This is a genomic window from Corallococcus terminator, from assembly GCF_049194865.1.
GTDB classification, from domain to species: Bacteria; Myxococcota; Myxococcia; order Myxococcales; family Myxococcaceae; genus Myxococcus; species Myxococcus terminator_A.
In genome coordinates this window covers 168,196-190,530 of record NZ_JBLZWL010000104.1, presented here as the reverse complement: position 1 = coordinate 190,530, position 22,335 = coordinate 168,196, and the positions used below count along the sequence as shown (strand labels likewise).

Sequence of the window (22,335 nt, the reverse complement as noted above, 5' to 3'; positions counted from 1 at the left end):
ACCCGCATGGACTCGGACAAGCTGCTCCTGGTGCTGGACCTGGACGAGACGCTGATTCACGCCCGCGAGTCGCCCTTGGAGCGCCCCGCGGACCTCCGCGTGTTCGGCTTCCACGTCTACCTGCGGCCCCACGTGGAACGGTTCCTCGCCGAGTGCGCGGCACGGTTCCGCCTCGCCGTCTGGTCGTCCGCGTCGGAGCGCTACGTCGAGGCCATCGTCCAGCACCTCTTCCCGCCGGAGCGTCGCCCCGAGTTGGTCTGGGGCCGCGGCCGGTGCACCTTCACCGTGGACCATGCGCGGAGGCTGGAGGAGGGCGGCATGGACTCGGCTTCGCACTACGAATATGCGAAGAAGCTCAGCAAGCTGAAGCGTTTGGGGTTCCGGCTGGAGCGCATGCTCATCGTCGACGACACCCCCGCGAAGTGTCTGCACAACTATGGCAATGCCATCTACGTGCGGCCCTTCGAGGGACAGGAGGATGACGCCGAGCTGCCGGCGCTGTCGGACTACCTGGCCACGCTCGCGGAGGTCCCCAACGTGCGGGTGCTGGAGAAGCGGGGCTGGAGGAATCCGCGCGGCTGAGGGACAGTTCGGCTTCCCGACATCAGGAGCGCATATGACGAAGCCACCGCCGAGGCCCCCCGGCATGCCGCCGCCGCGTGGCGGGCCATCGAGGGACCCTCGGATTCCGGAGGACAGCGCGGACTACTCCGCCGCGCTGGTCGATGCCTCCGCGTACAAGCGCGGCGACATCTCCTTCGACGAGCTGCAGCGTCGAGTCCTCGCGCGGGAGCTGCCGCCGCATCGGCTCGGCGATGCCTATCTCATGATGTCGCCGCCGCCCCCGCCGCCGGGCGTGCACTACGACCCGCTCGTGATGCCCTATGACTGGGCCGGCACCTGGGGCGAAGTCGCGATGACGCTCTTCGCGGGAGAGCTCACGCATCCCGAGTACCAGCGGCTGCACGCCGCGGCGCATCCGAAGTGCCCGCGTTGAGCTGAGGGACGCGGGCGGGGAGCGTCACTCCGGATAGGTGTTCTTCGCTCCCTTCTTGCGCTCCTCTTCCGCGCGCTCGCGCTCCCTGCGCTCGTGTTCGTACGCGTTCGAGCGCTCGCGCCGTTCACGGAGTCCATCGGGGTACTGCGCGGCGATGAGCGGGGCGAAGTGGTAGAGCGCGGCCTTGAGTTCGGGGAAGGGCACCTCGTCCTTCTCGACCAGGACTTCCCAGGGCTCGGACATGGAGCCTCGGGTCATCTCGAAGCCGACGTTGCTCCAGGTCGACGGGACGCGGATGGTGACGGACATGAAATCGCCCGCCGTGCAGGTCCTCGTGAAGACCGTGTCGGGGTGCTTCCGGTGACCCCGCTTGTCGCGCGTGTTGTAGGTGATTTCGCAGGCCTCGAGTGGCCGGAGCTGCTCCTGGATGGACGCCAGCTCCGCGAGGCCGCCCACATCCGTGGTCGTCAGGAAGCCCCCCTTCTTGAGGCCCACGCTCACCACACCCAGTCCGATGCCAACGAAGAGCGTGCCCGCGATGAAGAGGAGCACTTGCGTGCTGGAGTACTTGTTGACGGGTGGGGACCCCGAGGTGCTCTGGGAAGATGGCTGTTCCATTGCCGGAGACGATGCGCCATCCCCGAGCGAAGCCTCAAGGGGATTCCGTACCTCGGAAACATCAGGAACTTGAGCGCTCGAGACTCGGAGTACCGTGCGGCCTCATGGCTCGATACACCGTTCGACTCGACACCGCCCCCGCAGGTCACTCGCTTCCCCCGCTGCTGGTGGACTTCGGGAAGTGGCTCGGCACGCAAACCTACGGGAGCCTTGGCGACTTCGAGCTCATCGCGACCGCCGTGCCCCAGGAGTGGAACCCGAAGGTCGCCGAGCGGCTCCAGCGGGACGCGTTCTGTTTCCTGAACCTGCCGGATGGCTCGTTGCTGGCGCTGCTCCGCTTCGACGCGGAGGCGCCTTGGGCGGTGGTGCTGCTCGGCTCGGAGGGTGAGTCGCGCACCATCTCCTCCAGCCTGGAGGGATTGCTGCACGCCATCGCCGAGGGGAACACGGACATCTCCGATATCGACGATGACGGTGACGGGCGCGAGGCGCTGTCGGACTGGCTGGATGATGCCCGCGTGGATGTGCCCGACGTGGCCGACGCGCTGGACTTCAACGTGTATCTCTCGGCGGGATGACGACACACCTGGGCCTCGTGGACCCGGCGACCGCCGTGCGTGGCTGAAGACGGCGTGAGGTGCTCACGCCGCCTGGCCGGCGCGACGGCTACTTGCAGATCTCCTTGGTCAGCTTGTCTCGCTGGGTCTGCTCCGCCGTCGCCCGCTTGACGGCGTCCTCCATGGCGTCATCCGCCTTCTCCAGCGAGTCCAGGGCGCGGCTGTGCGCGCGCCCCTTCTTCGCGGTGAGCACCACGTCGCGCATGTCCTTGCGCGCCTTCTTCAAGGTGGTGAGCTGTTCCTCCCGCTCCGCGAGCTCCTTCTTCGCCGACTTGCATTCAGGAGACTGGGCGGAAGCACTCGACGCGAACAGCACCGCGGTGATTACGAACCAACGCACACGCCACCTCCAGAGGAAGAGCCTGGAGCGAGTATAGGGCGGCGCGGGAGGTCGTTGAACCGAAGCGCACCGACCTGCTCGTCCTCGCGCTCCGGCGTCAGTGGCTTGTCGCGCGACAGCCGTGCTTCAAATCTTCCGGTCGGGCACTTCGGTGAGGGCGGGGTTGCGCTCGACGACGGGGCCGAGCACCTCGTCGATGCGGCGCATCAACTCCGCCTCCAGCTTCACGCCGGCGGCCTTCGCGGTGTCGTGGACCTGCTCCGGGCGGGAGGCGCCGATGATGGCGGAGGAGACGCCCTTGTTCTGGAGCACCCACGCGACGGCGAGCTGCGCCATGGTGAGCCCCGCCTGCTGGGCCAGCGGACGCAATTGCTGCACGCGGGTGAGCACGTCGTCCTTCATGAAGCGGGCGATGAAGCGCGAGCCGGTGGGGTCCGTGGCGCGGCTGCCCGCCGGAGGAGGCTGGCCGGGGAGGTACTTTCCGGTGAGCACGCCCATGGCCATGGGGGACCAGACAATCTGACCCAGGCCTTCCTCGAGCGACGCGGGGATGACCTGCTCCTCGATGACGCGCCAGAGCATGGAGTACTGGGGCTGACTGGAGACGAAGGGGATGCGCAGCTCGCGGGCGAGCGCGGCTCCCTGGCGAATCTGGTCGGCGGTCCACTCGGAGACGCCGATGTAGTGGGCCTTGCCCTGACGGACGATGTCCGCGAAGGCGACCATCGTCTCCTCCAGCGGCGTCGCCGTGTCGAAGCGGTGGGCCTGGTACAGGTCCACGTAGTCCGTCTGGAGGCGGCTCAGGGAGCCGTGGATGGACTCCATGATGTGCTTGCGCGACAGGCCCCAGTCGTTCTTCCCGGGACCGGTGGGCCAGAACACCTTGGTGAACAGCTCATAGCCCGCGCGACGCTGGCCCTTCAGCGCGCGGCCGAGCACGGACTCCGCGCGGGTGCCGGCGTAGACGTCCGCCGTGTCGAAGGTGGTGATGCCGACGTCCTGCGCGGCCTTCACGCAGGCCAGCGCGGCGTCCTCTTCCACCTGGGAGCCGTGCGTGAGCCAGTTGCCGAACGAAATCTCACTGACGGCCAGACCGCTGCGACCAAGATGACGGAAGTGCATGGGACGCCAGCCTACCAGCGATTCCTAGACAGGATGACCGCGCTGTAGGCCCCCAGTGAGAGCGCGCCGCGCGCGGGCAGCCCGTCCCGTCCGCCCCATTCCCCCCAGACATCGTGCACGGCGGTGTCTCCGAAGTCCGGCGAGTAGCCGCGCCAGTCTCCATTGAAGCGCACCCGCCACAGCCCGTCCGAAGGCAGGCCCAGCTCGTACCCCGTGAAGGCGCGGTGCCCCAGGTTCACGATGACGACCACGTCATCGCCGGGTCCGCCGTGCTCCCAGCGGTGGAACGCCATCACCTTGTCCACGTGGTTCAGGTGGAAGACGTGGACGTGGTCGCCGCGCAGGCCCGCGCTCGTGTCGTGCCAGTTGCGGCGCAGGCGGATGAGGTCCCGGTGCGCCTGGAGGATGCCGCCGAACCAGCCCGGCTTGTTCCAGTCGAGCGGATCTCCATCATCGAAGTGGCCATCCTCCAGGAACTCCTGCCCCATGAAGAGCATGGGGATGCCCGGCGCCGTCAGCGTCAGCACCGCGCCCAGCAGCGCCTTCTTCTTCGCGAGCAGGTCGCCCGGGTTGTAGGGCGACACCTCCGTGGGCAGCCGGCTGCGCCCGTTGGCCACCTCGTCGTGGCTCTCCGTGAAGATGACCCGCTGGGTGGCCGCGCCGTTGTAGTTGAAGTACAGCGCGTCACGGACGGCGTTCAAATCCCGCCCCTCGTCGAAGGGTGCGATGAGCGCGGCGCGCACCGGGTGCACGAAGGCCGCGTCCCACTGCGCGTCGAAGCCCGCTCCTTGTGGATGTGTGACGGCGGGGTCGGCCGCCATGTCCTCCGCGATGAGCAGCTTCCAGGGGAACTCGCGCTTCACCGTCTCGGTGATGGAGCGCAGCAGCTCCCAGCCCGCCGGGTTGTCCACGCCGCTGGCGGTGCGAATCTCCTTCGTCGCATCCAGGCGCAGGCCATCCATGTGGTACTCGCGCAGCCACATCAGCGCGTTGTCGCGCAGGTAGTCGCGCACCTCGGCGCGGCCGTAGTCCGGACGGGTGTCACCCCAGGGTGTGCTCGCGCGCCAGTCCGCGTAGAAGTACACGCCGCCCCGGCCGAACGTCTCGCCGTCGAAGTCCCAGTGTGGCAAGTCGCTGGGCCCCAGGTGGTTGTAGACGACGTCCATGATGACGCCGAGACCACGCCGGTGCGCCTCGTCCACGAAGCGCTTCAAGTCATTGGGCGTGCCGTAGGAGCTCTCCGGCGCGAAGGGGAAGGTGGGGTTGTAGCCCCAGGAGAAGTCCCCCGCGAACTCGGCAGAGGGCATCAGCTCCACCACGTTGACGCCCAGCTCGCGCAGATAGTCGAGCTTGTCGATGGCGCTCAGCCAGTGGCCGGGCCCCCAGCCGGGCGCGTCGTTGAACGTGCCGATGTGCAGCTCGTAGATGACGGCCTCGCGGAAGTCCGGCATCTGGAAGTGGCCGTCGTAGCGCCAGACGAAGTCGCGATGGTCCAGGATGACGCTGTTGCCCGTGGAGTTCGTCACGTCCGCGGCGCGCGGGTCATTGCGCCAGCGCCAGTCGCCGTAGCGGCCCTGGACGACGAACTGGTACTGCTGGCCGTGGCCCGCGCCTGGGATGTCGCGGGAGAAGTTGCCGGAGGGCTCGCGCGCCAGCTCCACCGCGTGCCAGTGGCTGAAGTCGCCCACCACCTGCACCCGCTGCGCATGGGGCGCCCAGACGCGGAACGTCGCGCCGCCGTCGAAGGGGATGACGCCCATTCCCGGCCGCCAGGAAGCCTCCGGCTGTGGCTCCAGCGGGACGAAGGCCGTGAGGAAGCCCGGCGCCTGGAGCTGGTCCGCGGGACCGAACAGCTCCGGCGCGGAGCGAGAGCGCGTGGTGCGCTGCAACACCTGGTTGCCGCGCTGCTTGCACGCGGCCTCGCTGAAGTCCTTGCGCGACCCGCGTGACTCGTCTGGTTTCGTCTCTCGTGTCGACATGCTTCCCTCGCTCCGCGGACGCCGCGCGATGCGCCGCATTCCGACAGCGGGAGGGCCCCAGGGTAAATCCTCCCCAGGGGGCCGACGCTCGTTCAATTCAAGGCACTGGTGGGGTCGTCCGCACCTGCCCAATTCCTATCGTCCCAACTTGCAAGGATTAGTCTGGAGCGGAGAAAAAGGTAAATCGAAAATTAAATGAAATTCGTATAGAGGGCGTTGCGCGACGCGATGTAGCTCCTCGCAGTACAAAGGATGTGTATGAATCTGTTTCGGAAAAGTCTGCTGTCAGTGTCATTGGTCCTTGGGATGAGTGGTTGTGGTGTCGCCGAGATGCCGCAGGACGAGATGGCCACCCTTGACCAGGAGCTGGCGACCGCGGACGCCGTGCCCCTGCCGCTCCCGGTTGGGTGCCTGCTCACCTCGCTGGACACGGACAAGGATGGCATCTGCGACATCGTCGAGATGGTCCTGGGCACCAATCCCAACAGCACCGACACGGACGGGGACCGCCTGAGCGACTACGCGGAGACGTTCGGCTTCGGTGGTATCGACCTGGCCGCGCTCGGGTCGAACGCGCGCAAGAAGGACGTCTTCGTGGAGTTGGACTACTACCCCGGCCTCCAGCCCACCCAGGCCACGTTGAACCGAGTCATCACGGCGTTCGCCAACGCGCCGGTCAGCAACCCGAACGGCACCACGGGCATTACGCTGCACCTGGTGGTGGACCAGCAGATTGCCGCGGCGGACGCGGACGCGGACCTGAACCCCGTCTGGACGGACTTCGACAAAATCAAGTCCAAGTACTTCGCGGCGAGCCGGGGGCCGTTCTTCCACTACATGGTCATCGCGACCCGCTACGACGGGGGCAACTCCAGTGGCATCTCTCGCGGCATCCCCGGCCATGACCTCGTGATGACCCTGGGCTTCGCCGGAGGCGGCTCGTCGCTGGACCAGGCCGGCACCATCATGCACGAGCTGGGGCACAACATCGGCCTGCGCCACGGCGGCACCGACCACGCCAACTTCAAGCCCAACTACCTGAGCATCATGAACTACGAGTACCAGTTCCATGGGTTCAGCATCGGCGGGGTGGCCAACGTGCTCGACTACTCGCGCGTGCAGGTCGCCGCCTTCAACGAACTGGCCGTCAACGAGGGCGCGGGCTTCGCGCCCGTCGCCCCCACCACCGAAGCGGACCTCGCCCGCATCAGCGGGCTTCGCTTCAACGGCGTGTCGGTCGTCGGCAACGCGAGCACCAACACCGACTTCAATGGCAATGGCGTCCTCGACGCCGCGACCTACAGCCGGGACTTCAATCGCAGCGGCTTCGCGGACGTGTTCCCCGCGACGCAGAACGACTGGACGGCCCTGCTCTATGACGGAGGCGGGCAGATTGGTGACGCCGGCCTGGGCATCCTCCGGAGCCTGAGCCGCCAGGAGCGGTTCCTCACCACCCCGGATGAGATGGAGCCCTGCCAGACCGTGAACGAGAGCCGCATGCCGTAGTCCCTCGCTCCACGGGAAGCTTCACATCCCAAGGCCGGGTCCTCCTTCGTGGGGGCCCGGCCTGTTGTTTTTCAGTTCGAGGCGGAAGTCTGGCAATGGGGCGGAATGGTCCTGTTCAACTCTTGACGGTGATGGATTTGTCAGTGTTGTCCGGCCATTGCACTGACTTGAATCCGACAGGGATTGCGCGCCGCGCGGAATGCGCTGCCCGACGTGATGCGAATCCTCGCCGCGAAAGGAAGTGTATGAGCCAGCTTCAGAAGGCGCTGCTGACAGCTTCTCTGATGTTCCTTGGGTTGAACGGATGTGGTGGCACCGAGGTCCAGGAGGCACGGACGGCGAGCACCCGTCAGGACGTGGCCCTGGCCCCGCCGCTCCCGCCCGGGTGTCTGCTCGAATCCCCGGACACGGACCAGGACGGAATCTGTGACGCCGTGGAGGCCACCCTGGGCACCCATCCCAACAGCTCCGATACGGACGGTGACCGTCTGAGCGACTACGCGGAGGCGTACGGACTCGATGGCGTGGACCTGCCCTCCCTGGGAGCGAATCCGCGCAGGAAGGACCTCTTCGTGGAGGTGGACTACTACCCCGGCCTCCTGCCCGCGCAGACCACGCTGGACCGCGTCACCTCGGCGTTCACCACCGCGCCGGTCATCAACCCGGATGGCTCCACGGGCGTCTCGTTGCACCTGGTGGTGGACGAGGAGATTGCCTCGGCGGACGCGGACGAGGACCTGGACCCCGTCTGGACGGAGTTCGACCTCATCAAGGCGAAGTACTTCGCGGCGAGCCGGGCGCCGTTCTTCCACTACCTGCTGCTCGCGAACGAACACAGCGGGGGGAACATCAGCGGTAGCTCTCGAGGCATCCCCGGTCATGACCTCGTGGTGACCCTGGGCTTCGCTGGCGGTGCCACGGCGCTTCAACTGGCCGGTACCCTCATGCACGAACTGGGGCACAACCTCGGCCTGCGCCACGGGGGGGACGACAACGCCACGTTCAAGCCCAACTACCTGAGCATCATGAACCACGAGTACCAGTTCCATGGCTTCACCCTGGGCGGGGTGGCCAATGTGCTCGACTACTCGCGCGTGCGGGTCGCTGCCTTCAACGAGGCGGCCGTCAACGAGGTCGCGGCCTTCACTCCGGTCGCTCCCACCACCGAGGGGGACCTCGCGCTCATCGGAGGGCTTCGCTTCAACAACCGCCTGGTCATCGGCAACGCGAGCGCCAATCTCAGCTTCAATGCCAACCTCGTCATCGAGGCCACGAGCTACGCCCTGGACTTCAACCACAACGGCGTGAAGAACAACGTGTTCCCCGCGTCGCAGAACGACTGGCTGGCCCTGGTCTATGACGGCGCCGGGCAGATTGGCGACTCCCAACTGGGCGCCCTCCGGAGCCCGAGCCGCGAGCAGCGGTTCCTCGTCGCCCCGGACCAGATGGAGCCCTGCCTCACGGTGGACGAGCGCCGCACTCCGTAATCCCAAGGACGGGGCCTCCTTCCTGGGTGACCCGGCGCTCGGTTACCGCTCCGCGTGGCTTGTGGGGGCCGTCCGAGTGTCCGACACTGCCCTTCCTCATGGCCGCCAGCGAAGAACGTCGCCTCCAGGCTCTGGTGCTCGCCCCGGTGCGGCGCGTGCAACGGCGTCTCAACGCCGTGGCCTGGGCCCAGGCGAGCATCGTTCCCTTGTGGGTCACCGTCACGGCCTGCGTGCTCGCCCGGCTGCTCTTGCGTGACGCGTGTGTCTGGGCCCTGCCGCCGTTGGTCCTCGCGGGACTGACGTGGGGTGGGCTCCGGGCTCGCGCGCGCGGCGTTTCGTTGGAGCAGGCGGCCGTGCTCGCGGACCGCTCGGCCAACGCGGGCGGGCTGCTCCTCACCCGCCTGGAGCGTCCCGTGGGCGAGTGGGAGCTGACCGTCAATCAGCTCGTCCGCGACGTGAAGCCGCCCGTGGTGGCGTGGCGCCGCCCCGTGGGGGCTCTGCTGGGGGCGCTGCTGTTCCTGCTCGTCGGCTTCCTGCTTCCATTGCCCGCGCCCCGGGGACCCCGCGCCGTCCACGCCGCCGCCGCCGCGAAGGTGGACGCGGTGCAGGCGCAAGCGGAGGCGCTGTCGCGCGAGGAGCCGCTGGGCGAGGCCGTGGAGGACGAGCTGCGCCGACTGGCCGAAGAGGTCGCCGCCGGTCGCTTCGACTCCGGTGATTGGGAGGCCGCTGACTCATTGGAGCGACGACTCGCCGAGCGCGCCGCCGAGGCCGCCGCCGAGCTGGCTCAGGCCTCCGAGGCCGCGCGGGATTTGGAGGAGGCGCTGGGCGCGGCGGGTGGCGCCGAGGCCGCTTCACGCGAGCGCGAGGCGCTGGAGCGCGCTCTCATGGGGTTGAATCCCTCGGAGTCGGCGAGCGGCGAGTCTCAATCGGAGGGCGAGGACTCTCAGGGGCAGGGTGAGGCCTCGGCCCGTTCGGGCGAAGGACAACAGGGTCAGCAGGGCCAGGACCCGAATGGGACGCAGGGCACCTCTGCGTCGGGACAGCAAGGCACGGCGGAGTCGGAGGGCTCGAAGGAGCAGGCCCGCGCTCAGTCAGCGGGCTCCCTGGACCAGATTTCGGAACTTCGCCAGTCGCTGGAGCGTCGACAGCAGTCACTCGCGCAGCGCTTCGAGCCGCGTGAAGGCCAGGGCCAGCAGGCGAGCTCACGACGCTCGGGCTCGCGTCAGCGGCAGGGCGCACGCGAGCGGGGTGAAGGCGCGCCGCGACCCGGCCAGGACGGTGCGCAACAGGGCGAGGGGCAGGGCGAAGGCGAGGGGCAGGGCGAAGGCGAGGGACAAGGACAGGGGCAGGGGCAGGGGAATACGGGCCATGCGAGCCGGGGGACACGGAGCGGCATGGGGACGGAGGGCGGAGGGCCGAGTCCTCTCGTCTTCGGCGGTGAGGCGGAGATGGACCCGGACCGGCTCGCGTTCGAGCCGCTTCCGGAAGGACAGGGCGGCGAGGCCGGAGAGCTCTGGGGGCTCGAGGCGGCGGACCCTCGCAAGAACACGGGGGCGGCGGGAGGGGCGGGCTCGAAGGGGACGAGCGCGCGGGGTGAGGCGACGGCGGGGCCGGGAGCGCAGCCGTTGTTGCCGCGCAATCGAGACCTCGTGAAGCGGTACTTTGGTGGCGAGTAGTCCGGAAGGGGAGACACACGTGGCAGCGGAGCTTCTCAGTCCCGCCGAGGCACAGGGGGCGGCGGAGGTGGCGGCACGGCTCAGGGACAGCCTGAACACGGTGCTGTTGGACCAGGAGTCCGTCGTCGAGCAAGTCGTGGTCGCGGTGCTCGCGCGCGGGCACGTGCTGCTGGAGGGCCTGCCCGGCCTGGGCAAGACGGAGCTGTGCAAGTCGCTGGCGAAGCTGCTCGCGCTGCCCTTCCGTCGCATCCAGTTCACCCCGGACCTGCTGCCCGGAGACATCACCGGCACCTACGTGCTGGAGGGCGAGGGGCGCCGCGAGTTCGTCTTCCGCGAGGGGCCGCTGTTCGCGAGCCTGGTGCTGGCGGACGAAATCAACCGCTCCAGCCCCAAGACGCAGTCCGCGCTCCTGGAGGCCATGCAGGAGCGCCGGGTGACGGTGCTCGGCCAGACGCGCACGCTGCCGGACCCGTTCTTCGTGCTGGCCACGCAGAACCCCATCGAGCTGGAGGGCACCTACCCGCTGCCCGAGGCGCAGCTGGACCGCTTCCTCTTCCGCATCCAGGTGCCGCCCGTGGGCGCGAAGACGCTGCGCGCGCTGCTCACCACGCGCGTGCGCGGCGCGCCGCCGGAGCTGTCTCCCGTCCTCGACGCAGAGGGCCTCGCGCGCCTGTTCGCCGCAGCCGACCGCGTGCACCTGCCCGGGCCGGTGGCGGACTTCATCGGTCGGCTGGTGGAGGCCAGCGACCCGCGCCAGGCCTCCGCGCCCGACGCCGTGCGCCGCTTCGTGCGTTACGGCGCCAGCCCCCGCGCCGCGCTCGCGCTCGCCGCGGCCGGACGCGCGCGTGCGCTCTTGAGTGGCCGTCCCAACGTGGGCTTCGACGACGTGGTGGCCGCCGCGCCCGCCGCGCTCAACCACCGGTTGGTGCTCGCCTACGAGGCCTCCCTGGAGAAGGTGTCATCGCCGGACGTGGTGCGCGCGCTGCTCCAGGCCGTGCCCGAGGTGCCGCGTGACTAGCGTCGCGGTGCTCTCGCTGTGGCTCCTGCTGGGCACGTCACCCCCGCCGCCACCTCCCGGCAGTCCCGCCGCCATCGCCGAGGAGGCCGCCGTCGCCGCCGAGGCCGCCATGGCCGACAAGGCGCCCTTCGGCTATCGCGACGCGAGTGGCAGCGCGGACTCCGTCACCCAGGGCCCCCTGCGCGTCACGCTGCACGGCGGCGCGCTGAAGCCCCAGCGCGGGTACTGGGCGACGCAGGTGGTGCTGAACAACAGCGGGGCCCAGCCGCTCCCGGTGCGCCTCTCCTTCAGCCCCGCGTATGGAGACACGTCGCGCTCCGTGACGCGCGAGGTGGAGGTGGGGCCCCGACAGCGCGTCGTCGCCTGGGTGCCGCTGCCCGTGGCGTGGCACTCGGTCGTCGTGCGAGTCCTGGCCCCCGGGCTGGAGCCCATCAACGAGTCGCTCTACGCGGACTCCGACCGCTTCGAGCCGGTGCTGGTGGTGGGGACCTCGGGGGACTTCGAGAACGCCACCGCGCTGACGAAGGCGGGAGAGCAGGACGAGCCGTTCTTCTCCACCCGCTTCCTCGACCCCCGGGATGCACCGCGTGAGCTGGCCGCCTACGTGGGCTACGAAATGGTGGTCGTCACGAGCGAGGCCACGGCGGTGCCGGCGGATGTGTGGGCCGTGCTGGAGGCCTACGCCGTGTCGGGAGGGACGCTGGTCATCACGCGTCCCTCGCGTGACTTGCGTGAGCGCCTGCCGCTGCTGCCGGAGGCGACGGCCTCGGAGATGCCCTATGCCTTCGGCAAGGTGTGGACGTGCGACGGCGTCGAGCTCGAGTGCCAGGCGCGGATTCGCGGGGGCGTCAGCAACATCGAGCCGGCGGCGCGGGGCGCGGTGATTCCCGTGGGCTCGATGCCTCGCTGGGTGTCGCCGGTGCTGGGCGCGCACCGGGAGGCGCTGCCCTTGCTGACCAATGCCCGCACGCCCGTGGGGCGCTTCCTGCTGGTCATCTCCGCCTTCGCGCTGGCGGTGGGCCCGGGGGCCTGGTGGTTGGCGAGACGCCGGGGGCCGGTGGCGGTCCTCATCGCGGTGCCCGCCATCTCCCTGGTGACGTGTGTGGCGCTCATCTTCTGGTCCGTGCTGGTGGATGGCTTCTCCGTGCACACCGCGCGCTACAGCTTGACGTGGCTGGACGGAGCACGCTCTCGCGCGGTGACGGTGGGCTTGAGCGCCTGGTACGCGAACCTGTCGCCTGATGTGCTGCACCTGCCCTCCGCCAGCGTGCTCCTCCCGCCCCCTGAGCTGGAGGATGCGATGGCGGACATGGATTGGACGGGAGGCCTCACGGTGGGCGACGGCTTTCTTCCCCCGAGGACGTATCGCGAGTGGGGAGAGGTGGCCGTCCTCCCGTCGCGCGCCCGGTTGGTGGTGAAGCGCGGAGGGGACACGCCCCGCATCCAGAACGCCTTGGGGGCGCGGGTGGAGGAAGGGTACTTGCGGCTGGAGGGGAAGCTGTGGCGTCTGCCGGTCCTGGCGGAGGGCGAGGAGGGCGCGCTCACCATCATGGAGCCCGAATATTTCTCGGCGAGCGAGCGGCTGGGAGAGGGCGCCGAGCTCCGGCTGTCGAATGCCCTGACGTCGTTTGGCGCGAACACTCCCGAGAATGGCTTCATCGCGCGGCTGAGCGGAGCGGGGTTGATGCCGACCAGCGGCCTGCCCGCCGAAGTGGAGGCCGGGGTGCATCTCATCCGGGGGGAGGTGCAGCCATGAGTCCGCTGCTGGAGGTGAAGGGGCTGCGACGCGACTACGGCGCGCTCAGGGCGGTGGATGACGTGTCCTTCCAGCTGGAGCGGGGCAGCATCCTGGGCTTCATCGGTCCCAACGGCGCGGGCAAGAGCACCACGCTGCGCATCCTCGCGACGCTGGATTCGCCCACCTCGGGAGAGGTGTTGCTGGGCGGCCACTCGCTGGTGGATACGCCGGACCGGGTGCGTCCGCTCATCGGCTACATGCCGGACCGGTATGGCACCTATGACGATGTCACCGTCTTCGAGTTCCTGGACTTCTTCGCGCGCGCGTATGGGCTGACGGGCGCGAAGCGGCGCCAGCGCGTGGAGGCGGTGATGGGCTTCACGGGGCTGGGGCCCCTGGCCGACAGGCTCACCACGGCGCTGTCCAAGGGCATGCGGCAGCGCGTGGCGCTGGGGCGCACGCTGCTGCACGACCCGAGCCTGCTGCTCCTGGACGAGCCGGCGGACGGCCTGGATCCGCGTGCTCGCATCGAGCTGCGCGAGCTGCTGCGCGCGCTGGCGGACCAGGGCAAGGCGGTCATCATCTCCAGCCACATCCTCACGGAGCTGGCTGAAATCTGTGACACGTGCGCCATCATCGAGCAGGGGCGCCTGCTGGCCACGGGCAAGGTGGAGGACATCCTCCGGCAGGGCACGGGCGTCGCCGCGGTGGAGTTGATGGTGCGGCTGGCGGTGGCCTCGGGCATGGATGCGACGTGGGCGCGGGCGGAGCGACTGCTCCTGGAGCAGCCGCGCGTGGCGCGTGTCTCGCGCGAGGGTGAGTCCTTGAGGGTGGAGCTGGAGTTGGAGGCCGGTGGTGGCGCGGGGCAGGTGGACGCGGCGGCGGCGGCGCTGCTGGCGGCGCTGGTGACGGCGGGCCTGCCGGTGTGCTTCTTCGGCACGCGGGAGCGCAACCTCGAGGACGCCTTCATGACGGTGACGAAGGGGAGGCTCGCGTGAGCGCGCCGGTGGAATCGAGCGCTGGGAGCACGTCCTTCCAGGAGCGGTGGGGAGATCGCCTCAACCCGCTGGTGGTGAAGGAGGTCCGTCAGGGGCTGCGCACGCGAATCTTCTGGGCGAGCTTCGGCTTGAACCTGATTGCGTGCGTGGTGATGGCGCTCGTGGCCTACGTCCAGACGCGGGAGCTGTCGTTCTCCCATCATGGCCAGGGCTACTTCTTTGCGTTCTTCATCTGCCTGGCCGTGGCGCACTACTTCGTCATTCCGTACGGCGCGTACCGCTCCCTGGCGCGAGAGCGCGAGGACGACACGTGGGTGCTGCTGGTGCTCACGGGGCTGGGGCCTCGCAGGATTCTGCGGGGCAAGGTGGCCTCCGCCCTGGTGCAGGCGGGGCTGTATGCCTCGGCGGTGGGGCCCTTCCTGCTCTTCAGCTACTACCTCAACGGCATCTCCCTGCCCTCCATCCTCACGGTGCTGGGGTTGGGTGGGGTGTGGCTCGTGTTCCTCACCGTGGTGGCGGTGTGCGCGGCGACGCTGGCGGACGGTCGGATGGGGCGCGCCGCCGTGCACTTCCTGGTGCTGGGTGGGCTGGGCATGGCCTTCAGTACGGGGCTGGGGGTCGCGGGCGCGATGAGCGAGTCGGGCAGCCGGCTGTTGAGCCAGTACGGGGTGCGGCTGACGATGGCCGTGGGGCTGGGGGTGATGCTCCTGGATGGCTGGCTGTTGTTCGAGGTGGCCGCGTCGCGGCTGTCGCTCTCCACGGAGAACTACACGAAGGGGCCTCGGCGGGCGGTGGTGGTGCAGATGGTGGTGGCCGTGTTGGTGGGCCTCGGTTTCTGGTGGTACGAGGACCGCAAGCACGTGGTGACGGAGATCTTCTCCATCTTCGGCACGGTGCATCTGACGCTCGTCGGGCTGTTCATGGTGTCGGACGTGGATGGGCAGGCGCGTGCGCTGCGCGCCGGCACGGGCCCGTTGTCCCTGTTCCGCCCGGGGGCGCTGCGTGGCTTCAGGCTGACGGTGCTCCTGTTCGTCATCTGGGCCGGCGCGTGGGCGGTGCTGGCGTTCATGTCGGACGACACGAACACCAACAGCGAGGCCATGCGGATGTTGATGGTGGTGATGCCGGCCTATGCGGTGCTCTATCTGTCCCTGGCGTTGGTGCTGGGGCGGATGCCGAGCTCGGACCGGTTCTCGTCGCCCGCGTCGGTGCGGCTGCTCTTCGTGGCGGCGGTCGGTGTGGCGGCGGGCTTGCCTCCGCTGCTGGCGGAGCTGGCGGGGTTCGAGATGGGAGACCCACTGCTGAACCTGCTGAATCCGGTGGTGGGCATCGCGAACTTCGGGACGTATGACTACTCCTCGAGTGAGCCGGAGATGACGTGGCCGCTGGCCACCTTCGTGGTGGGCGTGGCGTTGCTGGTCGCGTTCCTGGCGGACCGGGCGCTGGTGATGCGTGAGAAGCGGGCCCAGCTGCCGTGAGCGAGCGCCTGGACGAAGCAGCGGTGGGACGGCTGGCGCCGGGGCTGGCGCTGGCGTTGCCGCGAGGGCCTCATCGGGGACGCGTGGGCGAGGTGCGCGCGGCGTCCACGGGAAGCTCGCTGGAGCTGCATGACTTCCGGGCGTACCAGCCGGGCGATGACCTGCGGCAGCTCGACTGGAACGCGGTGGCGCGCACCGACGAGCTCATCCTCCGGGTGCGGCAGGACGAGGTGTCTCCGCGCGTGGAGGTGGTGCTGGATGGCTCGCGCTCCATGGCGCTGTCCCCGCGCAAGGCGGCGTGCGCGCGGGAGCTGGCGTTGCTCGCGTGTGAAGTGGGGGCGCGACAGGGCTTGAGCCCCACGTTGTTCGCGACGGGGGTGCGGTCGGAGCGGGTGCAGGGGACGGCGTGTCGGACCGCGCTGCGGGCGCTGGAGTTCGATGCGGGGGATGACCTGGTGACGGCGCTCGGGAGGCTGCCTCCGCCGAGGGCCTGTGGGTTGCGTGTGGTGGTGAGCGACTTCCTGTTCGAGGCGGACCTGGCGGCGATGGTGGCGCGGCTGTCTCGGGGGGCGGCGGGGTTCTTCCTGGTGCAGGTGCTGGACGCGGAGGACCTGGCTCCGTCGGGCGGGGAGGGTGCGCGGTTGGTGGACTCGGAGAGCGGCGCGGCGCTGGAGGAGCTGCTGACGGAGGACGTGCTGGCCGCGTACGCGAGGCGCTTCGAGGAGCACCAGCGTCAGTTGAGGGCGGCGGCCCTGCGCTCGCGCGGTGCGCTCCTGACGGCGCCCGCCACGGAGTCACTGGATGCCCTGGTGCGGGGCGCTCTGCGGCCCTTGTTCGTCGCGGGGGGGCACGCGTGAGCGGCCGCTTCCACGGGGCGTGGAGAGGACGTGGCTCGCCTTGCCGCCGCGTCGTCGGGGGAGGTGAGGCGTGAGCTTCGGCTTCCCGTGGGGCTTGCTGGCCCTGGGCGCGCTGGTGCCGCTCGTGGCGGCGTACTTCCTGCGGCGCCGGCAGAAGCCCGTCGTGGTGAGCGCGCTGTTCCTGTGGCGCACGCCGCGCCCTCGCGCGGAGGCGGGGCCTCGCTGGGAGCGCTTCACGCGGGAGGCCTCGCTGCTCTTGGAGGCGCTGGCGGTCATCGCGGCTGCGCTGTACCTCGCGGACGTGCGCCTGGGCGAGACGGCGCGGACCAGGCACCTGGTGCTGGTGGTGGATGGGAGTCTGTCCATGTCCGCGCGCGGCCCCGACGGCGTGACGGTGCTGCAGCAGGTCCGTCGCGAGGCCGCGAAGCGTGTCGAGGAGGAAGCCGCCACGCGGGTGACGGTGCTGGCCACGGGACTGACTCCGCGGGTCATCGCGGGCCCGGAGGCCGAGCCCTCGCGTGCCCTGGGGGAGCTGGAGTTCTTCGACGCGCTCGGCGCGGACCACGACCCCATGCCCACGCTCCTGTGGGCCCAGGAGCTCGCGGGCGCGGGAAAGCACGTGGCCTTCTTCACCGACGCGGCCCCTCGGGAAGGACTGGTCATCCCAGCCCCCGTGCGATGGACGGCGCTGGGAACGGCGCGCGACAACGTGGCGTTCATCTCCGCGCAGCGCAAGGACGAAGGTGGCGCGGCGACGGTGACGCTGCGAGTGGCCCGCTTCGGCGCGGGCCCCGAGTCCGTGGAGGTACGTCTCAGCGCGGTCCCGGGGCCCGGGGCGAAGGAGGGCACGAAGCGTGTGGAGAAGGTCTCGCTCCAGGGAGAGGGCACCGCCACGGTGCGCGTCACGTTCCAGAACGCGGGCAACATCCAGGCTTCCCTCACGAGCGATGCGCTGCCGGATGATGGTCATGCACGGCTCGCGGTCTCACCCACGAGGCCCCTCGCGGTGAGTCTGGCCCAGGGCATGGGCTCGCTTGAACGCGACGCGCTGGAGCGCTTCCTCGGGGCCTCGCCTGAGGTGGCGCGAGACGGCGCGTCGGGCGAGGTGTTGCTCATCGGTCCACGTGGCACGGACGCGAAGGTGACGGTGGGCGCATCGGGCAAGTCGCGGACCTTCGTGGGGCCGTTCTTCTCCGAGAAGGGCCACCCGTTGCTGGATGACGTTCAGCTCGCGGGCGTGCGGTGGTCCGCGGGTGAGAATCCTCCGGGACGGCCGCTCGTCACGGCGGGGGACGCGGTGCTGGTGTCCGAAGAGGACGACGGCCGTGTGCACCTCAACGTGGACCTGTCCCGCTCCAATGTTCAGCGCGTGTCCGCCTGGCCCGTGCTGTTGGGCAACGTGGTCCGAGAGGCACGTCGCGCACGCGAGGGCTTCGTCCGACGACAGCTCTCGCTGGGTGAGCCGCTCCAACTGGTGACGCTGCCAGGGAAGCGCTACACGCTGAGGGGCCCCGGTGGCGGCAGGCCGGTGTTCGGCGCGGGAGCGGTCAGCCTTCCACCCCCCGCGGAGCCGGGACGCTACGTGCTGGAGCGCGACGATGGGGACGAGGTGGACTCGGCGGACGTCTTCGCGCTGGATGCTCGGGAGTCGGACCTGCGTGGACGCGGGAGCGTGGACGTCCCCGCGAAGGAACCGGGAGAGGACGAGGCTCGCGCGAACGCCTCGGACCGGACGCGCTGGCCGCTGGTGTTGTTGCTGCTCGCGCTGGTGGGCGACTTCTACGTCACGAGGCGGGTGTCATGACCTTCTCCCTCCCCCAGGCGTGGGTGCTGTTGCTGCCGCTGGGCCTCTTCCTCTGGAAGTTCGGTCGGCGACCCGGCCCGCCCATGTGGCTGCGCGCCACGCTGCTGGTGCTGACGGTGGGCGCGCTCGCGGGCCCGGAGCTGCGGCGAGCCGATGCGGGCAGCGACGTGGTGGTCGTGGTGGACCGCTCCGCGTCGATGCCTCGGGACATCGACCGCACGGCGCAGGAGCTGGTCTCCCATCTGGAGTCACAGCGGCGTCCCGGTGACAGGGTGGGCGTCATCGCCTTCGGCCGCGAGCCCCGCGTGGAGCAGCCCCTGTCCACGGGAGGCTCCTTCGGTGGCTTCACCCGTCAGGTGGACGCGGAGTCGTCGGACCTGTCCGCCGCGCTCGATGCCGCCAACGCCCTCATCCCCCAGGAGCGCACCGGCCGGGTGCTCGTCCTCTCTGATGGACGGGCCACGGGCACGGACGCGCGAGGCTCCGCGCGAAGGCTCGCGGCGCGCGGAATCGCCGTGGACTGGCGTCAGCTCGCCAGGCCCGCGCCTCCGCTCGATGTCGCCGTCGTCTCGGTGGACGTGCCCACCGCCGTGGCCGTGCGTGAGCCCTTCCAGTTCTCCGCGAGCGTCCATGCCTCGGCGGCGGTGACGGGCACGGTGCGGTTGGAGCGCAATGGCCGCCTGCTGGTGAAGGGGCCCTTCGACTTCCAGCCCGGCCCCAACGTGCTGCCCCTGAGAGACCTCATCGACGAGCCCGGCCTCGTGCGCTACCAGCTCACCGTCGAAGTCCCTGGCGACGGCGTGGTGGAGAACGACAAGGGCCTCGCGGTGCTGCGCGTCGAGGGTCCCCGGCGCGTGCTGCTGGTGACGAACCAGCCCAAGGGCACGCTCGCGAAGGCGCTGGAGGCGACGGGGTTGCTCCTGGAGGTCCGCGCGCCCTTCCGCCTCACCCTGGATGACCTGGATGGCGTGGGCTCTGTCGTCCTGGAGAACGTGGACGCGAACACCCTGGGCGAGCCGGGCCTCAACGCGCTCGCGTCCTATGTGGAGCAGGCGGGCGGCGGGCTGGTGATGACGGGAGGGCGTGAGAGCTTCGGCGAGGGAGGCTATCGCCGCTCCCCCGTGGAGCCGCTGTTGCCCGTGTCCCTGGAGATGCGCGAGGAGCAGCGTCGCGCGTCCATCGCCATGAGCATCCTGATGGACTGCTCCTGCTCCATGGGCGCCACCGTGCCGGACGGCCGCACGAAGATGGAGGTCGCCGCCGAGGGCGTCGTGGCCGCGCTCACCCTGCTCAACCCGCAGGACGAAGCCTCCGTGCACATGGTGGACACGGAGTCGCACGAAATCTTCCCGCTCCGCTCGGTGGAGGCGGGCCTGCCCTTCGACAAGGTGGCGCGCGGCTTCAGTGGCGGGGGTGGCATCTACGTGGGCGAAGCGTTGCTCACGGGCCGCAAGCAAATCCTGCGCAGCGAGAAGGCCACCCGCCATGTCGTGCTCTTCTCCGACGCGGCCGACTCCGAGGAGCCGGGCGACTACCGTCGCATCCTGTCGGAGCTGCAGGGGCAGCACGTGACGGTGTCCGTCATCGGCCTGGGCACGACCAAGGACCCGGACGCGGCGCTGCTGAAGGAGGTCGCCCAGCGGGGCGGCGGACGCATCTACTTCGCCGAGGATGCGATGAGCCTGCCGCGCATCTTCAGTCAGGAGACGCTCGCGGTGGCCCGCGCCACCTTCATCGACGAGCCCGCGTCCATGGAGGCCGCGCCGGACCTGCCGCTCCTCGGGCGGTTGCCTTCCGAGGGACTGCCCCAGGTGGGCGGCTACAACCTCACCTATCTCCGCCCTCGCGCCAGCGTGGCGTTGCGCACGCTCGACACCCATGCGGCGCCCGTGCTCGCGATGTGGCCGCGCGGCGCGGGGCGGACAGTGGCCTTCACCGCGGAGGTGGACGGGCCGTTCACCGGCGAGCTGCGCCAGTGGGGTTCGCTGCGGGCAACTCTGGAGGCGATGGTGCGCTGGACCATGGCGGGCACCGCGCCGCTGGGCGAGGCGGTGGTGCGCTCGGAGCGTCGAGGGCACATGCTGCGCGTGACGTTGGACCTGCCCCCGGATGAACCGCTGCCCGCGACGCTGCCCACGCTGATGGTGCTGTCGGGGGACGGAAGGTCCGCGCCCACCGAGCATCTCATGCGCTGGGAGGATGACGACCGGCTGGTGGCGGAGCTGCCGCTGGAGGGAAGCGGCACGTGGCACCCGGTGGTGCGGGTGGGCGAGCGCGCCCTGCGTGCCCCGCCTGTCGCGTTGCCGTATGCCCCGGAGTTCGAGCCGGGGAGTCCCAAGGAGGGGCTGACCTTGCTGCGCTCCGTGGCCGCCGTCGGCGGTGGCGTGGAGCGGCTGTCCATGACGGGGCTCTTCGCGGAAGCGCCCGAGTCCGAGGGACTGCTTCCCCTGGCGCCGTGGCTCGTGGCCCTGGCGCTCGCCGTGTTGCTGGCCGAGGTGGTGGTGCGCCGGTTCCTCTCGGGGCCGCGCGTGCGAAGGCCCGTCGTGGCGACAGCGCCCGCTTCGAGCGCTCCGTCGATGCAGCAGTCGGTGCCGCCCGAGAGGACCGCGAAGGCTTCCGCGCGAGGTCCTTCGACAGCGCCCGACGCGACTCCGGCGGAGGCGAAGCCTTCTGGAGCGGAGCCGAAGTCCGGAGAAGGCGGCGTGGACTCCGCGCTGGAGGCCGCGCGCGCCCGCTCCCGTCGTCGACTGGACCGGTGAGCGGCGAAGCCGAGGCCCGCCGCCCACTGGAAGGTTGCTAGAGGTACGGCGTGCCGCTCACCGGGTTGCCGAACTCGCTCTGCAGGGTGATGCGGATGGAGGAGCTGAGCGGCCACCGCCACGTGTGCTCGAACACGTCAGACAGGTTGACGCCCGCGGCGCGGCTGGCGGCGAGCACGAAGTTGTCCGCGGACGAGTACGGGCTCGTCACGGTGCCCAGCTGCTCCACCTTGCGCCAGAGCTGGAAGATGAAGGGCCAGCCGTGGACGTCCTTGAGCTTCAGCACGAAGGAGGCGAACAGGTCCGTGGTGCCCAGGCCGTTGATGCCCTGGTTGGTGAGCAGCGTGTTCTGCCAGTCGTGCTGGTAGCACGTGGAGCTCCCCGGCCCGATGGGCGTGTTGCTGGCGCCCGACGTGCCGCAGGTGGCCGTGGTGGTCCGGTACGTGTACGTCAGCGCCTTCACGTTGGTGTAGAGCGTGGAGTGGCTCGAGGAGACAGGCAGCCCGTGGTACTCCATGGCCAGGAAGCGCATGAGCACCGCGTAGCCTGTCACCATGGCGTGTTCATAGCTGGGGTTGTTGGACTTGAGCTGGTTGCCATAGAACCAGAAGTTGCGGCCCAGCTCGTAGAAGCCCACCTGGTTGTGCAGGCCCAGCGCGGCGTCGGTGCAGATGTTCGAGTTGTACAGGTCGTACTTGAACTCGATGCCCGTGGAGCCGACGTGGCCGCAGGCCGGGTCCGAGGCACTTCCACAGCCCGTCACATGGCCAGACGGAAGCACCGCGAGGCTGGCCAGCCCCTGGTAGTTGCGGAAGAGCGAGGGAGTCCTGCCGGTGACGTCCCTGTAGAAGGTGTAGCCCTTGTCGAGCCCATCCACCAACAAGGCGATGCGGGGCAGGTCGCAGGTGGTGACGTCCGGGGTGCGCAGGGCGATGTACTGCCCCTTCCAGGCATACAGCGAATGCACCATGTTGTTCTGCGACGTGTAGTTCGCGCGCAGCTGGCAGTACCAGGAATAGGGGTCGCTGAAGTTCCGGTACACGGCTTGATAGCCGTTGACGTGCTGCGTCTGGCAGGCCTGGTTGAGGTCCATCCCCAGGTACTGGCCATTCTTGTAGCAGGACCAGCCATAGGCATTGTTCTGGGTCAGGGTCGCGAACGCCCCCGAGCCATAGCGCTGGACGCAGTGCGCATTGAGGTCCATGGGCGGCAGGTACAGGGCGGCCAGGGCGCTCCCCGGCGCGGCCACTCCCAATACCAACAGCACCGCTCCCACGGCGTTACGACATGAGCGAGCAATCGCGGAGCGCTCAGCGCTCCACGGATGGTTCTTCAGCATGT

At 69.6% G+C, this 22,335-nt stretch carries 18 protein-coding genes; 13 read left to right on the top strand and 5 right to left on the bottom strand.

What is annotated here, in order from left to right; genetic code table 11:
• Positions 1-6: 6 nt before the first annotated feature.
• Positions 7-582, top strand: coding sequence for an NIF family HAD-type phosphatase (locus ACN469_RS31595; protein WP_498773942.1), 576 nt, complete (start codon positions 7-9; stop codon positions 580-582).
• A gap of 34 nt (positions 583-616) precedes the next feature.
• A complete protein-coding gene (locus ACN469_RS31590; protein WP_498773940.1) occupies positions 617-997 on the top strand; it encodes a hypothetical protein in 381 nt (126 codons plus the stop codon).
• Between the two features lie 24 nt (positions 998-1,021).
• On the opposite strand, the gene ACN469_RS31585 is transcribed toward ACN469_RS31590, so the two are convergent.
• Positions 1,022-1,615, bottom strand: a complete 594-nt coding sequence (locus ACN469_RS31585; protein ID WP_498773938.1) for a hypothetical protein — start codon at positions 1,613-1,615, stop codon at positions 1,022-1,024.
• A 104-nt stretch (positions 1,616-1,719) separates the two neighbouring features.
• Between ACN469_RS31585 and ACN469_RS31580 the strand changes: the two genes are divergently transcribed.
• A complete protein-coding gene (locus ACN469_RS31580; RefSeq protein ID WP_498773936.1) occupies positions 1,720-2,193 on the top strand; it encodes a hypothetical protein in 474 nt (157 codons plus the stop codon).
• A gap of 88 nt (positions 2,194-2,281) precedes the next feature.
• Here ACN469_RS31580 and ACN469_RS31575 read toward each other — a convergent pair whose 3' ends face one another.
• The 3 genes from ACN469_RS31575 to ACN469_RS31565 form a co-directional block, all read right to left on the bottom strand.
• Positions 2,282-2,572 (bottom strand): hypothetical protein, encoded by a 291-nt coding sequence (locus tag ACN469_RS31575; RefSeq protein WP_498773934.1) that lies wholly within the window; start codon positions 2,570-2,572, stop codon positions 2,282-2,284.
• A gap of 126 nt (positions 2,573-2,698) precedes the next feature.
• A complete protein-coding gene (locus ACN469_RS31570; protein ID WP_498773932.1) occupies positions 2,699-3,694 on the bottom strand; it encodes an aldo/keto reductase family protein in 996 nt (331 codons plus the stop codon).
• A gap of 11 nt (positions 3,695-3,705) precedes the next feature.
• Positions 3,706-5,673: an alpha-amylase family glycosyl hydrolase gene (locus ACN469_RS31565; protein ID WP_498773930.1), complete on the bottom strand. Its 1,968-nt coding sequence runs from the start codon at positions 5,671-5,673 to the stop codon at positions 3,706-3,708.
• A 345-nt stretch (positions 5,674-6,018) separates the two neighbouring features.
• Here ACN469_RS31565 and ACN469_RS31560 point away from each other — a divergent pair, with 345 nt between their 5' ends.
• From ACN469_RS31560 to ACN469_RS31515, 10 genes are all read left to right on the top strand, one after another.
• A complete protein-coding gene (locus ACN469_RS31560) occupies positions 6,019-7,179 on the top strand; it encodes a hypothetical protein (protein ID WP_498773928.1) in 1,161 nt (386 codons plus the stop codon).
• A 245-nt stretch (positions 7,180-7,424) separates the two neighbouring features.
• Positions 7,425-8,666 carry a matrixin family metalloprotease gene (locus tag ACN469_RS31555; RefSeq protein ID WP_498773926.1) on the top strand — a complete coding sequence of 414 codons (1,242 nt, stop codon included), beginning with the start codon at positions 7,425-7,427 and terminating at the stop codon, positions 8,664-8,666.
• Between the two features lie 98 nt (positions 8,667-8,764).
• Entirely contained in the window at positions 8,765-10,342 is a 1,578-nt protein-coding gene (locus ACN469_RS31550; RefSeq protein WP_498773924.1) for a hypothetical protein, read from the top strand.
• Between the two features lie 19 nt (positions 10,343-10,361).
• A complete protein-coding gene (locus ACN469_RS31545; RefSeq protein WP_498773922.1) occupies positions 10,362-11,360 on the top strand; it encodes an AAA family ATPase in 999 nt (332 codons plus the stop codon).
• Positions 11,353-13,116: a hypothetical protein gene (locus tag ACN469_RS31540; RefSeq protein WP_498773920.1), complete on the top strand. Its 1,764-nt coding sequence runs from the start codon at positions 11,353-11,355 to the stop codon at positions 13,114-13,116. Before ACN469_RS31545 ends, ACN469_RS31540 begins: the two co-directional genes overlap by 8 nt.
• Positions 13,113-14,096 (top strand): ABC transporter ATP-binding protein, encoded by a 984-nt coding sequence (locus ACN469_RS31535; RefSeq protein ID WP_498773918.1) that lies wholly within the window; start codon positions 13,113-13,115, stop codon positions 14,094-14,096. The genes ACN469_RS31540 and ACN469_RS31535 overlap by 4 nt, the downstream gene beginning before the upstream one ends.
• On the top strand, positions 14,093-15,574 hold the full coding sequence (locus tag ACN469_RS31530) for an ABC transporter permease (RefSeq protein ID WP_498773916.1): 1,482 nt from the start codon (positions 14,093-14,095) through the stop codon (positions 15,572-15,574). Before ACN469_RS31535 ends, ACN469_RS31530 begins: the two co-directional genes overlap by 4 nt.
• Positions 15,571-16,431, top strand: coding sequence for a DUF58 domain-containing protein (locus ACN469_RS31525; RefSeq protein ID WP_498773914.1), 861 nt, complete (start codon positions 15,571-15,573; stop codon positions 16,429-16,431). Before ACN469_RS31530 ends, ACN469_RS31525 begins: the two co-directional genes overlap by 4 nt.
• A gap of 70 nt (positions 16,432-16,501) precedes the next feature.
• Entirely contained in the window at positions 16,502-18,235 is a 1,734-nt protein-coding gene (locus tag ACN469_RS31520) for a BatA domain-containing protein (protein ID WP_498773913.1), read from the top strand.
• Positions 18,232-20,994, top strand: coding sequence for a VWA domain-containing protein (locus ACN469_RS31515; RefSeq protein ID WP_498773911.1), 2,763 nt, complete (start codon positions 18,232-18,234; stop codon positions 20,992-20,994). Before ACN469_RS31520 ends, ACN469_RS31515 begins: the two co-directional genes overlap by 4 nt.
• A gap of 37 nt (positions 20,995-21,031) precedes the next feature.
• On the opposite strand, the gene ACN469_RS31510 is transcribed toward ACN469_RS31515, so the two are convergent.
• A complete protein-coding gene (locus tag ACN469_RS31510; RefSeq protein WP_498773909.1) occupies positions 21,032-22,333 on the bottom strand; it encodes a calcium-binding protein in 1,302 nt (433 codons plus the stop codon).
• Positions 22,334-22,335: the final 2 nt, after the last annotated feature.

Excerpts from the sequence above, each read along its gene's own strand:
- ACN469_RS31595 (WP_498773942.1), top strand. The coding sequence starts at position 7 with ATGGACTCGGACAAGCTGCTCCTGGTGCTGGACCTGGACGAGACGCTG.
- ACN469_RS31590 (WP_498773940.1), top strand. The coding sequence starts at position 617 with ATGACGAAGCCACCGCCGAGGCCCCCCGGCATGCCGCCGCCGCGTGGC.
- ACN469_RS31585 (WP_498773938.1), bottom strand. The coding sequence starts at position 1,615 with ATGGAACAGCCATCTTCCCAGAGCACCTCGGGGTCCCCACCCGTCAAC.
- ACN469_RS31580 (WP_498773936.1), top strand. The coding sequence starts at position 1,720 with ATGGCTCGATACACCGTTCGACTCGACACCGCCCCCGCAGGTCACTCG.
- ACN469_RS31570 (WP_498773932.1), bottom strand. The coding sequence starts at position 3,694 with ATGCACTTCCGTCATCTTGGTCGCAGCGGTCTGGCCGTCAGTGAGATT.
- ACN469_RS31565 (WP_498773930.1), bottom strand. The coding sequence starts at position 5,673 with ATGTCGACACGAGAGACGAAACCAGACGAGTCACGCGGGTCGCGCAAG.
- ACN469_RS31560 (WP_498773928.1), top strand. The coding sequence starts at position 6,019 with ATGGCCACCCTTGACCAGGAGCTGGCGACCGCGGACGCCGTGCCCCTG.
- ACN469_RS31555 (WP_498773926.1), top strand. The coding sequence starts at position 7,425 with ATGAGCCAGCTTCAGAAGGCGCTGCTGACAGCTTCTCTGATGTTCCTT.
- ACN469_RS31550 (WP_498773924.1), top strand. The coding sequence starts at position 8,765 with ATGGCCGCCAGCGAAGAACGTCGCCTCCAGGCTCTGGTGCTCGCCCCG.
- ACN469_RS31535 (WP_498773918.1), top strand. The coding sequence starts at position 13,113 with ATGAGTCCGCTGCTGGAGGTGAAGGGGCTGCGACGCGACTACGGCGCG.
- ACN469_RS31515 (WP_498773911.1), top strand. The coding sequence starts at position 18,232 with ATGACCTTCTCCCTCCCCCAGGCGTGGGTGCTGTTGCTGCCGCTGGGC.
- ACN469_RS31510 (WP_498773909.1), bottom strand. The coding sequence starts at position 22,333 with ATGCTGAAGAACCATCCGTGGAGCGCTGAGCGCTCCGCGATTGCTCGC.